The 12742-nt window shown below is 69.2% G+C and carries 10 protein-coding genes; 6 read left to right on the top strand and 4 right to left on the bottom strand.

The window, feature by feature from the left end:
* Positions 1-481: 481 nt before the first annotated feature.
* Positions 482-958 carry an MgtC/SapB family protein gene (locus ACFWMR_RS06370; protein WP_449224316.1) on the top strand — a complete coding sequence of 159 codons (477 nt, stop codon included), beginning with the start codon at positions 482-484 and terminating at the stop codon, positions 956-958.
* Here ACFWMR_RS06370 and ACFWMR_RS06365 read toward each other — a convergent pair.
* Both ACFWMR_RS06365 and ACFWMR_RS06360 read right to left on the bottom strand, forming a co-directional pair.
* Positions 955-1755, bottom strand: coding sequence for an alpha/beta fold hydrolase (locus ACFWMR_RS06365; protein WP_378377453.1), 801 nt, complete (start codon positions 1753-1755; stop codon positions 955-957). The genes ACFWMR_RS06370 and ACFWMR_RS06365 overlap by 4 nt on opposite strands.
* A gap of 74 nt (positions 1756-1829) precedes the next feature.
* A complete protein-coding gene (locus ACFWMR_RS06360; RefSeq protein WP_378377451.1) occupies positions 1830-4637 on the bottom strand; it encodes an aconitate hydratase in 2808 nt (935 codons plus the stop codon).
* Positions 4638-4980: 343 nt separating this feature from the next.
* On the opposite strand from ACFWMR_RS06360, the gene ACFWMR_RS06355 reads away from it, so the two are divergent.
* From ACFWMR_RS06355 to ACFWMR_RS06335, 5 genes are all read left to right on the top strand, one after another.
* A complete protein-coding gene (locus ACFWMR_RS06355) occupies positions 4981-6339 on the top strand; it encodes an NlpC/P60 family protein (protein WP_378377449.1) in 1359 nt (452 codons plus the stop codon).
* 3 nt (positions 6340-6342) lie between these two features.
* On the top strand, positions 6343-6885 hold the full coding sequence (gene mobA, locus ACFWMR_RS06350) for a molybdenum cofactor guanylyltransferase (protein ID WP_378377447.1): 543 nt from the start codon (positions 6343-6345) through the stop codon (positions 6883-6885).
* Between the two features lie 119 nt (positions 6886-7004).
* The gene (locus ACFWMR_RS06345; RefSeq protein ID WP_093939339.1) at positions 7005-8069 is read left to right on the top strand and encodes an AAA family ATPase; all 1065 of its coding nucleotides are present in this window, start codon (positions 7005-7007) and stop codon (positions 8067-8069) included.
* Positions 8070-8139: 70 nt separating this feature from the next.
* Positions 8140-9024 (top strand): DUF58 domain-containing protein, encoded by an 885-nt coding sequence (locus ACFWMR_RS06340; protein WP_221473007.1) that lies wholly within the window; start codon positions 8140-8142, stop codon positions 9022-9024.
* Complete coding sequence (locus ACFWMR_RS06335; protein WP_093939340.1) at positions 9021-10001, top strand: VWA domain-containing protein; 981 nt, start codon at positions 9021-9023, stop codon at positions 9999-10001. The genes ACFWMR_RS06340 and ACFWMR_RS06335 overlap by 4 nt, the downstream gene beginning before the upstream one ends.
* A gap of 23 nt (positions 10002-10024) precedes the next feature.
* Here ACFWMR_RS06335 and ACFWMR_RS06330 read toward each other — a convergent pair whose 3' ends face one another.
* Entirely contained in the window at positions 10025-12019 is a 1995-nt protein-coding gene (locus ACFWMR_RS06330; protein WP_378377445.1) for a hypothetical protein, read from the bottom strand.
* 167 nt (positions 12020-12186) lie between these two features.
* On the bottom strand, positions 12187-12648 hold the full coding sequence (locus ACFWMR_RS06325; RefSeq protein ID WP_378377443.1) for a tRNA (cytidine(34)-2'-O)-methyltransferase: 462 nt from the start codon (positions 12646-12648) through the stop codon (positions 12187-12189).
* Positions 12649-12742 lie beyond the last annotated feature (94 nt).

The following is a 12742-nucleotide window of genomic DNA, read 5'->3' as shown; positions in this document are numbered from 1 at the left end:
TCGTGAGTACCCAAACCGTTATCAGAACCAAAACGCTTTGCTTATGCTCCCACCCCAACACTGGGCGCCAGACAGCACGGGGTCGTGAGCGGGTTCCTGTTCCCAATGTCGCATTTGTGTCGCTGATCGTCTCGAATGCGACATTGGGAACAGCGCCGTCGAGCCCACGCCACCAGTGCGCGCTGGCAGGGTCCGATGCCGCAGAAGCCGGTAGAAGCGCGAGAGGTCGAGTACCGACGCGTCACGAGTCTCTGTGAGCCCGTCCACGAGAGGGGTGGCCGGACGGCCGTCCGGTGGTACAGTCCCGAAGGTTGATCAACACCGATCGAGTACGAAAGCGAGGTGAGCGGCACATGCCGGAAGACAGTTCTGGATCGACCGGACGCGGTCGCCGTTCACCCGTGTGCGCGGTGCGCTGACCTTTTCCGGTCTCCTTTCCCTGTCTGGCCTTGTGTACGCACGCCAGAAAAGAGCCGGAATCATGAACACCTTCGAAATGCTGCTCAGGGTCGGCACCGGCGTCGGCCTGGGCGCCGTCATCGGCATCGAGCGCCAGTACCGCGCCCGGATGGCCGGACTCCGCACCAACGCCCTCGTCGCCGTCGGCGCCACCCTCTTCGTCCTGTTGTCCGCCCACGGTTTCGGCGGGCTGAACACCAGCGGTGACGCGGATCCGACGCGGGTCGCCGCGCAGATCGTCTCCGGGATCGGCTTCCTCGGTGCCGGAGTGATCCTGCGGGACGGGCTGAACGTGCGCGGGCTCAACACCGCCGCCACGCTGTGGTGCTCGGCGGCCGTCGGATCCCTTGCGGGAGCGGGACTTTACGTCGTCGCGCTCGCCGGGACCGGGGTGATCGTCGGGGTCAACGTGCTGTTGCGCCCGCTCGGTCGCGTCGTCGACCGCCGTCCGGAGAACCGGGACGAGTGCGCGGAGCAGGAAGAGCCCGAGCGGGCCTAACAGTCCAGGAAGTCCAGCAATATCCGCGAAAACTTGCGGGGCTTCTCCAGGTTGATCATGTGCGCGACCCCGGGGACGACGAGTTTCCGGGCGTCGTGTGCCTCGGTTTCGATCCGGTCGGCGATGGCGAGGATGTCCGAGGAATCCAGATCACCGACCAAGGTCAACGTGCGCGGTGTCAGCTCTCCGACGCGTTCGATGGCCCGCAGCTCGTCCATCAGCATGAAGCCGCTGCCGCGGTGCCGGGTGATCGTGTGCGCGTACATCTCCTGGCACCGCCGCCGGACGTCCTGGTCGACGGCTTCCGGGGCACGGTGCGGGCCGTCCACCCACATCCGCAGGAGGCATTCGATGGCGGCGGGGACATCACCTCTGGCGCTCGCTTCTTCGAGTTTTTTGTTCTGCTCCAGGACAAAGGGATCCTTCGCCACCATCGCGCTGAGACCGGTGGCCGCGAGGACGAGGTTCTCGACCAGATCCGGATAGGTCAGCGCGAAGTCGACCGCGATCCGGCCGCCGCCCGACAGCCCGACCAGCGAGGCACAGGGGAGGTCCAGCGCGGTCAGCAGCTCGCGGAGGTCCTCGTAATGCTTGAAGCGCCGAGTCGGCGTGGAGGACTCGCCGTGCCCGCGCGCGTCGTATCGGACGACGGTGTGATGGCGTTCGAGCGCCGTCATCTCGGCGTCCCACATCCGGGAGTCGAGCATGCCGCCGTGCAGCAGGACGACGGGATCGCCCGCGCCCCGGATCTCGTACGCCAGTTCGCCGTTCTCGACCTGAATCCGCCCGTGGGTCATGAATCCACGCTAGCGAAAAACGACGTCGGCCCCTTTCCCCAAAGTGCGGGAAAAGGGGCCGACTCGGGAGGTGCTTACGCCTGGGTCATCTTCCGCAGGACGTACTGCAGGATGCCGCCGTTGCGGTAGTAGTCCGCCTCACCCGGGGTGTCGATGCGGACGTCCGCGTCGAACTCCACCTTGGTGCCGTCGGTCTTCGTCGCGGTGACGTGGACCGTACGCGGGGTCTCGCCGTCGTTCAGCTTCGTGATGCCCGAGATGTCGAACGTCTCGGTGCCGTCGAGGCCGAGCGACGAGGCCGACTCGCCCGCCGGGAACTGCAGCGGGATGACGCCCATGCCGATCAGGTTCGACCGGTGGATGCGCTCGAACGACTCGGTGATCACCGCGCGCACACCCAGCAGGCGCGTGCCCTTGGCCGCCCAGTCACGCGACGAGCCGGAGCCGTACTCCTTGCCGCCCAGGACGACCAGCGGGATGTCCTGCGCCGCGTAGTTCTGCGCCGCGTCGTAGATGAACGACTGCGGGGCGTCGTCCTGGGTGAAGTCGCGGGTGTAGCCGCCCTGCACGTCGTCCAGCAGCTGGTTGCGCAGCCGGATGTTCGCGAAGGTTCCGCGGATCATGACCTCGTGGTTACCGCGACGCGAGCCGTAGGAGTTGAAGTCCTTCTTCTCCACGCCGTGCTCGGTCAGGTACTGCGCGGCCGGGGTGCCCGGCTTGATCGCGCCGGCGGGGGAGATGTGGTCGGTGGTGACCGAGTCGCCCAGCTTCGCCAGCACGCGCGCGCCGGAGAGGTCGGTGACCGCCGACGGCTCCGCCTTCATGCCCTCGAAGTACGGGGGCTTCCGGACGTAGGTGGACTCCGCGTCCCAGTCGAAGGTCTTGCCCTCGGGGGTCGGCAGCGACTTCCACCGCTCGCCACCGTCGAAGACGTCGGCGTAGTCCTTGGTGAACATCTCCTGCGTGATCGCGTAGTCGATGGTCTCCTGGATCTCCTTGGCCGACGGCCAGATGTCCTTCAGGAAGACGTCGTTGCCGTCGGTGTCCTGGCCGAGCGGCTGGTTCTCGAAGTCGAAGTCCATCGTGCCGGCGAGCGCGTAGGCGATGACCAGCGGCGGCGACGCGAGGTAGTTCATCTTCACGTCGGGGTTGATGCGGCCTTCGAAGTTCCGGTTGCCCGAGAGCACCGAAACCGCGGTGAGGTCGTTCTCCTGGATCGCGGCGGAGATCTCGTCCGACAGCGGGCCCGAGTTGCCGATGCAGGTGGTGCAGCCGTAGCCGACCAGGTGGTAGCCCAGCTTCTCCAGGTACGGCCACAGGTTGGCCTTGGTGTAGTAGTCCGTGACGACCTGCGAACCCGGGGCCATCGAGGTCTTGACCCACGGCTTGACCGCGAGACCCTTGTCGACCGCGTTCCGCGCGAGCAGCGCCGCGCCGAGCATGACCGACGGGTTGGAGGTGTTGGTGCAGGAGGTGATCGAGGCGATCACCACGGCGCCGTGGTCGAGGATGAACTCGCCGCGGTCGGACGTGCTGACCTTGACCGGGTTGGTCGGGCGGCCGCTGTGGCCGTTCGCCGCCGACTGGACCTCGACCGCGTCCTCGTCCTTGAAGGAGAGGGCGGCGGGGTCGCTGGCCGGGAAGGTCTCCTCGACGCTCTCGTCCACGTTGGTGTGCGGGGCCTGCTCGCCGCCGACGTAGTCGTGGATCGACTTGCGGAACGAGTTCTTCGCGTCGCTGAGCTCGATGCGGTCCTGCGGGCGCTTCGGGCCGGCGATCGACGGGACGACCGTCGAGAGGTCCAGCTCGATGTACTCGGAGTACTCCGGCTCGTGCGACGGGTCGTGCCAGAGGCCCTGCTCCTTGGCGTACGCCTCGACGAGCGCGACCTGCTCCTCGGAGCGGCCGGTGAGCTTGAGGTACCGGACGGTCTCCTCGTCGATCGGGAAGATCGCCGCGGTGGAGCCGAATTCCGGGCTCATGTTGCCGATGGTGGCGCGGTTGGCCAGCGGCACCGCGCCGACGCTCTCGCCGTAGAACTCGACGAACTTGCTGACCACACCGTGCTTGCGCAGCATCTCGGTGATGGTGAGCACGACGTCGGTGGCGGTCACGCCGGTCGGGATCTCGCCGGTGAGCTTGAAGCCCACGACGCGCGGGATGAGCATGGAGACAGGCTGGCCCAGCATGGCCGCCTCGGCCTCGATGCCGCCGACGCCCCAGCCCAGCACGCCAAGGCCGTTGACCATGGTGGTGTGCGAGTCGGTGCCGACGCAGGAGTCGGGGTACGCCTGGCCGTTGCGGGACATCACCGTGCGCGCGAGGTGCTCGATGTTGACCTGGTGCACGATGCCGGTGCCCGGCGGGACGACCTTGAACTCGTCGAAGGCGCCCTGGCCCCAGCGCAGGAACTGGTAGCGCTCGCGGTTGCGCTCGTATTCGATCTCGACGTTGCGCTCGAAGGCGTCGGCGCGGCCGAAGACGTCGATGATGACCGAGTGGTCGATGACCAGCTCGGCGGGCGCCAGCGGGTTGACCTTGTCCGGGTCGCCGCCGAGGTCGGTGACGGCCTCGCGCATGGTGGCGAGGTCGACGACGCAGGGCACGCCGGTGAAGTCCTGCATGATCACGCGGGCGGGCGTGAACTGGATCTCGATCGACGGGTCCGCGCTCGCGTCCCAGTTGCCGAGCGCGCGGATGTGGTCGGCGGTGATGTTCGCGCCGTCCTCGGTCCGCAGCAGGTTCTCGAGCAGGATCTTCAGGCTGTAGGGAAGGCGCTTGGAGCCCTCGACCTTGTCCAGGCGGAACACCTCGTAGGAGGCGTCGCCGACCTTCAGCGTGTCTTTGGCGCCGAAGCTGTCCTTGCTGGCAGGTGCTGTCACTTCTTACTCCAGTGGCGGGTCAGTTCGGTGTGGTTCTCCGGGCCGTTCGGGCAGGCCCGGAGCGAGTGTTGCGCACCCCCACCGTAAGTCCGGACCCGGGATGGCACACCTCGTTCGTCCCCTCAAACAGTACGCCTGTACTTTTTGGCTGGCAACCCGACACGCGGGTAGGGAAGGTCTCATCGACCTGCGTCCGTTCGAGTGACGAAACGTTCGTCTGTTCGTCCCCCGTTGAGGGGAAATGGTGCCTACGGTGTGTAAGTTCCTGGTGGTGCTTCTGGTAATGCTGTGACAGCAGTGGCACAGTGAGCTCGTTGTTTCAAGATCAGGAGGTGGGTGGATCGTGCGTGGTGAAACCGGGTCTGGAGCCGGTGCCCGCCGTGGCGCGACCATCGGCGCCCTGGGGATCGCCCTGTTGCTCGGGGTGACTGGTACCGCCATCGCGGTACCGCCGCCCCCGCCGAACCCCAGCGACTCCGAGATCAACTCCAGCAAGGCCGACGCCAACGCCAAGGCGGGCGACGTCGGCAGGCTCACGAATCAGCTGGCCCAGGCCGAATCGAAGCTCGCTCAGCTCAACGACGACGTCGAGCTGAAGATGGAAGAGGCCAACAAGGCCAGGGTCGACGCGGAGACCGCGCAGGACGAAGCCGCCCAGGCCGACCGCGAGGCGCAGTCCGCGCGCACCGAATCCGACGCCGCGCAGGCGACCATCGACAAGGCCCGCGCCGATCTGGACAAGTTCGCCGCCGCCAGCTTCCAGCAGGGCAGCACCATCGGCTCCGTGTCGGCGTATCTCACCGCCAACAGCCCCAAAGAGCTTCTCGGCCGCGCCCAGATGCTCGACGCGGTCGGCGGCAGCAGGCTCAACGCGCTCGACACGATGAAGCGCGCGCAGACCGAAAAGTCCAACAAGGACGCGACGGCGCGCAAGAAGCAGGAGATCGCGCAGGAGCGCAAGCGCGCGGCCGAGGCGGCCAAGCACGAGGCCGACAACGCGCAGAGCGCCGCGCAGCACGCGCAGGACACCCAGGCCGCGCAGAACGACAAGCTCGAAGCCGACAAGACGAACGTCGAGAAGCAGCTCTTCGAAGCGCAGCAGAAGGTCAGCGGCCTGCAAGGGCAGCGGCAGCGCTACGACGACTGGAAGGCGCAGAAGGCCCGCGAGGACGAGGAGCGCGCTCGCCAGGCCGCTCTCGCCGCGTCGAGGCCCAGCCCCAGCCAGGGCGGCGGCGGCCGTCCGTCCTCCGGCAGGCCCGTCCAGTCGGCTCCCGCCGGGGCGAGTGTCGAAGCCGCCGTCCAGCGGGCGTTGTCGCAATTGGGTCTTCCGTATGCCTGGGGTGGTGGCAACACCTCCGGTCCGACGCGCGGTATCCGCGACGGCGGAGTCGCGGACCGCTACGGCGACTACAACAAGATCGGTTTCGACTGCTCGGGCCTGATGATCTACGCGTTCGCCGGGGTGCGGGCGCTCCCGCACTACAGCGGCTACCAGTACAACGCCGGCCGGAAGGTGCCGCTCTCCCAGATGCGCCGCGGCGACATGCTCTTCTGGGGCGGCAGCGCGCGGGGCATCCACCACGTCGCGATGTACCTCGGGAACGGGCAGATGGTCGAGGCGCCGCAGTCGGGCCTGCGGGTCCGAGTCGCGCCGGTGCGCTACGGCGGCATCATGCCGTACGCGGCCCGCATGATCGGCTAGGTCGTGGACCACGCGGGGATCGTGCTGGCCGGCGGCGCCGCGCGCCGTCTGTCCGGTGTGGACAAACCCGCGCTCCCCGTCGGCGGGAAACCGTTGCTGGCCCGCGCTCTGGCGGCGCTCGCGGACGCGGATCCGGTGATCGTCGTCGGCCCGGTACGGCCGGGCTTCGATGACGTCGTCTGGACTCGCGAGGCCGAGCCTGGGACGGGTCCGGTGGCCGCGCTGGCGGCAGGACTCGCGCTGGTTCCGACGGAGATCGTCGTCGTGCTGGCCGGTGATCTCGCCGGCGTCCGGTCGTCCACTGTGGATCGCCTGGTGGGTTCGCTCGGCGCCGCGTCCGGCGCGGTGCTGGTCGACGGCTCGGGGGAGCGGCAATGGCTTCTCGGTGCCTGGCGGGTGGAAGCGCTGCGCGAGGCCTTGCCGGAGGCGGTCGAGAACGCGTCGTTGCGGCGGACGCTGGGCGGGCTGGAGATCGTCGAGGTGCCCGAAGAGCCCGGCGAGAGCGACGACATCGACACGCCGGAGGACCTGGACCGCTGGTCGTAGGCCCCTTCACAGCCGTCATACCGCTGATCGGGTTGGCTACCTTCACGAACGGCTGTGCCACCGACCACTACGGTCACATCCGGACGGAACAACGCAAGCGGGGAACACAGGAGGCACGAGTGACCGAGCCCGGCTACGCCGACGGCGCGCAGCAGCAGCCCGGAACGCCGGCGCGGGACGCCCAGTTGCTGGAGCGGACCGTGTTCGAGGTCAAGCGGATCATCGTCGGCCAGGACAGGCTGGTCGAGCGGATGCTCGTCGGCCTGCTGGCCAGGGGCCACCTCCTCCTCGAAGGTGTTCCCGGCGTCGCGAAGACCCTCGCGGTCGAGACCTTCGCCCGGGTGGTCGGCGGTTCGTTCTCGCGCGTGCAGTTCACCCCGGACCTCGTCCCCGCCGACATCCTCGGCACCCGGATCTACCGTCAGGGCGCCGAGCGGTTCGACGTCGAACTCGGCCCGGTAGTGGCGAACTTCGTGCTCGCCGACGAGATCAACCGCGCGCCGGCGAAGGTGCAGTCGGCGATGCTCGAGGTGATGGCCGAGCGGCACGTGTCGATCGGCGGCCAGACCTTCCCGATGCCCGACCCGTTCCTCGTGCTCGCCACGCAGAACCCGATCGAGAACGAAGGCGTGTACCCGCTGCCCGAGGCGCAGCGCGACCGCTTCCTGTTCAAGATCGTCGTCGAGTACCCGACCGCCGAGGAAGAGCGGGAGATCATCTACCGGATGGGCGTCACCCCGCCCACCCCGCAAGAGGTGCTGAGCCCCGCCGAGCTGGTCCGGCTCCAGAACGTCGCCTCGCAGGTCTTCGTGCACCACGCGCTGGTCGACTACGTCGTCCGCCTGGTGCTCACCACCCGTACGCCGAACGACCACGGCCTCGCCGACGTCGCCGGCTGGGTGTCCTACGGCGCCTCGCCGCGTGCCAGCCTCGGCATCATCGCCGCGTCCCGCGCGCTGGCGCTGGTCCGCGGCCGGGACTACGTGCTGCCGCAGGACGTCGTCGACGTCGTCCCCGACGTGCTGCGCCACCGGCTCGTGCTGTCCTACGACGCGCTGGCCGACGGCGTGCCCATCGACCACATCATCACGCGGGTGCTGCAGACCGTGCCGTTGCCGCAGGTCTCGGCCCGTCCGCAGGGCGGCGCCGGGCAGGGTGTCCCGGCCGGCGCGCCGGTCAGGTAAGGAAGCGAGCGTGAAGAACGAGAAGGGCGAACGTCCTTCCTGGGCACCGCCGGTGCTCCGCGGGGAGCGGATGGAGGCGGGCCTGCGCACCCTCGAACTCGACGTGCGCCGCCGTCTCGACGGTCTGCTCCAGGGCAATCACCTCGGCCTGGTGCCGGGGCCCGGTTCGGAACCGGGGGAGGCCCGGCCGTACCAGCCCGGTGACGACGTTCGCCGGATGGACTGGGCGGTCACCGCGCGGACGACGAGCCCGCACATCCGGGAGACCGTCGCCGACCGCGAGCTGGAGACGTGGCTGGTGGCGGACGTGTCCGCGAGCCTCGACTTCGGCACGGCGTTGTGCGAGAAGCGCGACCTGGTCGTCTGCGCGACGGCCGCGGTCGCGCATCTGACCGGCGGCGGTGGCAACCGGATCGGCGCGCTCGTCTCCAACGGGGCGGGCAGCATCACGCGGATCCCGGCGCGCGGCGGGCTCCCGCACGCGCGGGGGCTGGTCCGCAAGCTCGCCGAGACCCCGCGCGCCGAGGAAGGCGTCCGCGGGGATCTCGCCGCGGCACTGGAGAAACTGCGCCGTCCGCCCCGTCGTCGCGGGCTCGCCGTCGTCATCTCCGATTTCCTCGGTGACACCGAATGGCAGCGCCCGTTGCGCGCGCTCGGCGGGCACCACGACCTCATCGCCATCGAAGTCCTCGACCCGCGCGACATCGACCTGCCCGACGTGGGCACCGTCGTGCTGGCCGACCCGGAGACAGGGAAACAGCGCGAAGTGCATGCTTCGGCCTTGCTGCGCAAGGAATTCGGCGCGGCGGCGCACGCTCACCGGCAGGAGGTCGCGGCCGCGCTGCGCCGTGCCGGCGCCGCGCATCTGGTGCTGCGCACCGATTCCGACTGGATCGCGGACATGGTCCGGTTCGTGGTGGCCCGCAAGCGCCGCTGGTCCGGTGGTGTCGCGTGAGCCTGACCGGATTCGCCTCGCCGTGGTGGTTCCTGCTGCTGCTGGCGGTCGCCGCGGTGATCGTGGGCTACGTGCTCTCCCAGCGCGCGCGGCGCAAGCGCACCATGCGGTTCGCCAACCTGGAACTGCTGGAGAAGGTCGCGCCGAAGAGCCAGGGGTGGGTACGGCACGTTCCCGCCATCCTGATCGTGCTCTCGCTGCTGGTGCTCACCGTCGCGCTCGCCGGGCCGACGGCCGAGCAGAAGGTGCCCCGCAACCGGGCGACCGTGATGCTGGTGATCGACACGTCGCTGTCGATGGAAGCGACCGACGTCGCCCCGACCCGGCTGAAGGCGGCTCAGGAGTCGGCGCGCTCGTTCGCGCAGAACATGACCCCTGGGGTGAACCTCGGGCTGATCTCGTTCGCGGGGACGGCGACCGTGCTGGTCGCGCCGACCACCGATCGCGGCGGCGTCGTGAAGGCGATCGACAACCTGAAGCTGGCGCAGTCGACGGCCACCGGTGAAGGGATCTTCGCCGCGTTGCAGTCGATCGAGAGCTTCTCGGCGATCGTCGGTGGCGCGGAAGGTCCGCCGCCCGCGCGGATCGTGCTGATGAGTGACGGCAAGCAGACCGTCCCGGACGACCTGTACGCGCCCCGGGGCGGCTACACGGCCGCGCAGGCGGCGAAGCAGGCCCAGGTGCCGATCTCGTCGATCTCGTTCGGGACCACGCACGGCTCCGTCGACATCGACGGCAAGCCCCAGGACGTGAAGGTCGACGACGAATCGCTGGAGGAGATCGCCCGGCTTTCCGGGGGCGACTTCTACAAGGCGGCGAGCGCGGACGAGCTGAAACGCGTGTACGACGACCTCGGCGAGCAGATCGGGTACGAGCTCAAGGACGCCGACGCGAGCCGTCCCTGGGTGATCATCGGGACCCTGGTGCTGATGATCGGTGCCGCCGCTTCGCTCTTCCTGGGCCAGCGCCTGCCGTAGCCACACCGGACGCGGGGATCGGCCTACCGGGTGACCACCGGCCGGATCTCCGCGTCCCAGGTGGCGGGCCAGCGCACCGCGTGCACCTGGCTCGCGCCGTTGTCGGACGAGCCCACGATGTCACCGACGGCGTTGATGCCGTTGGCCTTGGTCTCGTGCCCGCCGGGCAGCGACGGCAGCACGGTCACCGTCCCGTCCGGGGCCCAGCGCACCCCTTGCCCCGGATCTCCGGCCGCGCCGAAGTCGTACCAGCCCGACACGACCCCGGTATCGCTGATCCCGTTCGCCTGGCCGCGGCTGGTGCCTTCGGGAAGGGGCAGCTTGGTGATCCGGCCATCGGGACTCCACCGGACGGGGTATTCCCCGGAGTAGCCGACGACGTCGCCACGATCGTTGAGCGCGACGGCGTGGGTGTACTTCTCGCCGGGCAAGCCCATCAGCTCGGTCACCGTCCCGTCCGGGTCCCAGCGGACCACGTGGTCGTTGGTCTCGTTGCGGATTCCGGAACTTCCGATGATCACCCCGCGGTTGTTGATCGCCTTCGCGGCGCCACCGGCGTGGCCGGGCAGGACGGGCAGGAGACTCGGCGTTCCGTCCGGGGCCCACCGCGTCGGGTGCGGGCTGCCGCGCCGGGAACTCGCGCTGCCGACGATCACCCCGCTGTCGTTGATCCCGTAGGCGCGCGAGCGGTACGTGTAGTACTCGGGTTCCTTGAGAGCCGACATGGTCCCGTCCGGTTCCCAGCGGATCGCGCGGTCCTTGTTCAGTTTCCTGTTGTCGGTACCCACGATGACGCCGTGGGCGTTGACGGCGTTGGCCTCCGGGGTGTTCGAGTCGGGGGAGAGGTCGGTGAGGACTCCGCCCGGTGTCCAGGTGACGGCGTGCATCCCGCCGTCCGGGGGAAGGGACTGGCCGATGGCCTGGCCGTGGACGTTGATCGCGGAAGCCTCCGCGCGGTCGCCCCCGGGGAACGACCGGCTCAGATCGACGGCCTTGCCCGGTGCCGTCCACCGCGCGGCGTGCCGCCCACGCGTGGCGGTCTGTTCGGATTCGCCCGCCACGACGCCGCGGGCGTTGATCGCCGCACCCGCGCTCTGGTCGTGTCCCGGCAGGGTGCCGAGGCCGGTGACGGTGCCTCGGTCGTCCCACACCACGGCGGTGTGGTGACCGCTTCCGATGCTGGAACGACCGGTGACGACGCCGGAGTCGTTGATCGCCTCGGCGCTGCCCCCTTGGTGCTCGGGGTGGAGGTAGGGCAGGGGCGTGGCGGTGCCGTTCGCGGCCCAGCGCACGGGGTGGGCACCGGAGCTTCCGACGACGATGCCGGCGCTGTTGATGCCTTCCGCCGAGCCGCGGTCGTCACCGGGAAGCGGGGCCAGCTTGACGACGGTGCCGTCGGGCTTCCAGCGCACGGCCTGGGTCCCGGAAGTCCCGACGATCACGCCCGCGTCGTTCATCGCCGTGGCCGCCGACCGTGAGTCGCCCGATGCCAGGGGAAGCAACGTCATGACGCCTTTCGCGTCCCATCGCGCCGCGCGTTCGACCGGCGGGCTGCCGATCGTGACCGTGCCGGCCACGGCTCCGGCGGTGTTGACCGCGGTGGCCTCGGAGTGCCCGTAGCGGTCGGGTGAGCTCAACTCGGTGAACGAACCGTCCGGACGCCAGAGCACGGGCCGCCGGATGGACAGGTCGTCGTAGGCCGAACCGGCGATGAACCCCTTCGCGTTGATCGCCCGCGCTTCCGTCATGCGGTATGTGCTCGGCACCGCGAGCGGGACCACCGCGCCGTCGGCGTTCCAGCGGGTGGCGATCGACCCGCCGGCGGCGGTGCTGTGGACGCCGGCCATGGTGCCGGTGTCGTTGATCCCGGCGACGCGGCTGTCGCTGTCGACGGGGAACGCGCCGAGATCGACGACCGGCACCGAGGCACCCGCCGCCTCCGGCGCGCCGCCCGCGACGAGGGCGCCGCCGAGCGCGAGGACCGAGAAGAATCTGCACAACAAGAACTTTCCCCGCACCACGTGAACCCCTCCCGAGCCGCCCGAGTGCGCCGATCACCGGAGTATGGCGAAACCCGGGCCGTGGCGGGAACCGCTGATCGGACGCGGGCACACTCGTCCGCCCGCACTTCGTCAGCGGTCTCAGAAGTCCTTTGTGGATAGAGGAATTGTCTATCCACAAAGGATCACGGAGTCGCGAAGCCGTTCTGCCGCCAAGCTTCATAGACGCTGATCGCCGCGGTGTTCGAGAGGTTCAGCGACCGGCTCGACGGCAGCATCGGCAGCCGGACCCGATCGGTCACCTGCGGCGACTCCTGGATCTCACGGGGCAACCCAGCCGACTCCGGGCCGTACATCAGCACGTCCCCCGGTTCGTAGGCGACGTCGGTGTGCAGCCGCGTCGCCGAAGCGCTGAACGCGAAGACGCGGGCGGGTAGCAGGGCCGCCCACGCCGCGTCGAGATCCGCGTGGACGTGGACGCGCGCGAGGTCGTGGTAGTCGAGCCCGGCGCGCCGCAGCTGCTTGTCCTCCAGGGTGAAACCGAGCGGTTCCACCAGGTGGAGCTCACAGCCGGTGTTCGCGGTCAAGCGGATCGCGTTACCCGTGTTGGGCGGGATTTCGGGGCGGTAGAACAGGATGCGGAACACGAGGGTTGATCGTCTTTCGTTCACGGACGGTTCGCCTGAGCGCGGCCGGGTGGCCATCAAGCCGGACAAGCATGAGGCCCGCCCGTGACCATCC

The sequence above is a fragment of the Amycolatopsis thailandensis genome (assembly GCF_042723255.1).
GTDB classification, from domain to species: Bacteria; Actinomycetota; Actinomycetes; order Mycobacteriales; family Pseudonocardiaceae; genus Amycolatopsis; species Amycolatopsis thailandensis.
Note: the sequence above shows the minus strand (reverse complement) of the source record. Positions and strands in the feature narration are given on the sequence as shown.

Bases quoted from the DNA above. Each gene is read 5' to 3' on its own strand.
- ACFWMR_RS06340 (WP_221473007.1), top strand. From the start codon at position 8,140: ATGGAGGCGGGCCTGCGCACCCTCGAACTCGACGTGCGCCGCCGTCTC.
- ACFWMR_RS06365 (WP_378377453.1), bottom strand. From the start codon at position 1,755: ATGACCCACGGGCGGATTCAGGTCGAGAACGGCGAACTGGCGTACGAG.
- ACFWMR_RS06370 (WP_449224316.1), top strand. From the start codon at position 482: ATGAACACCTTCGAAATGCTGCTCAGGGTCGGCACCGGCGTCGGCCTG.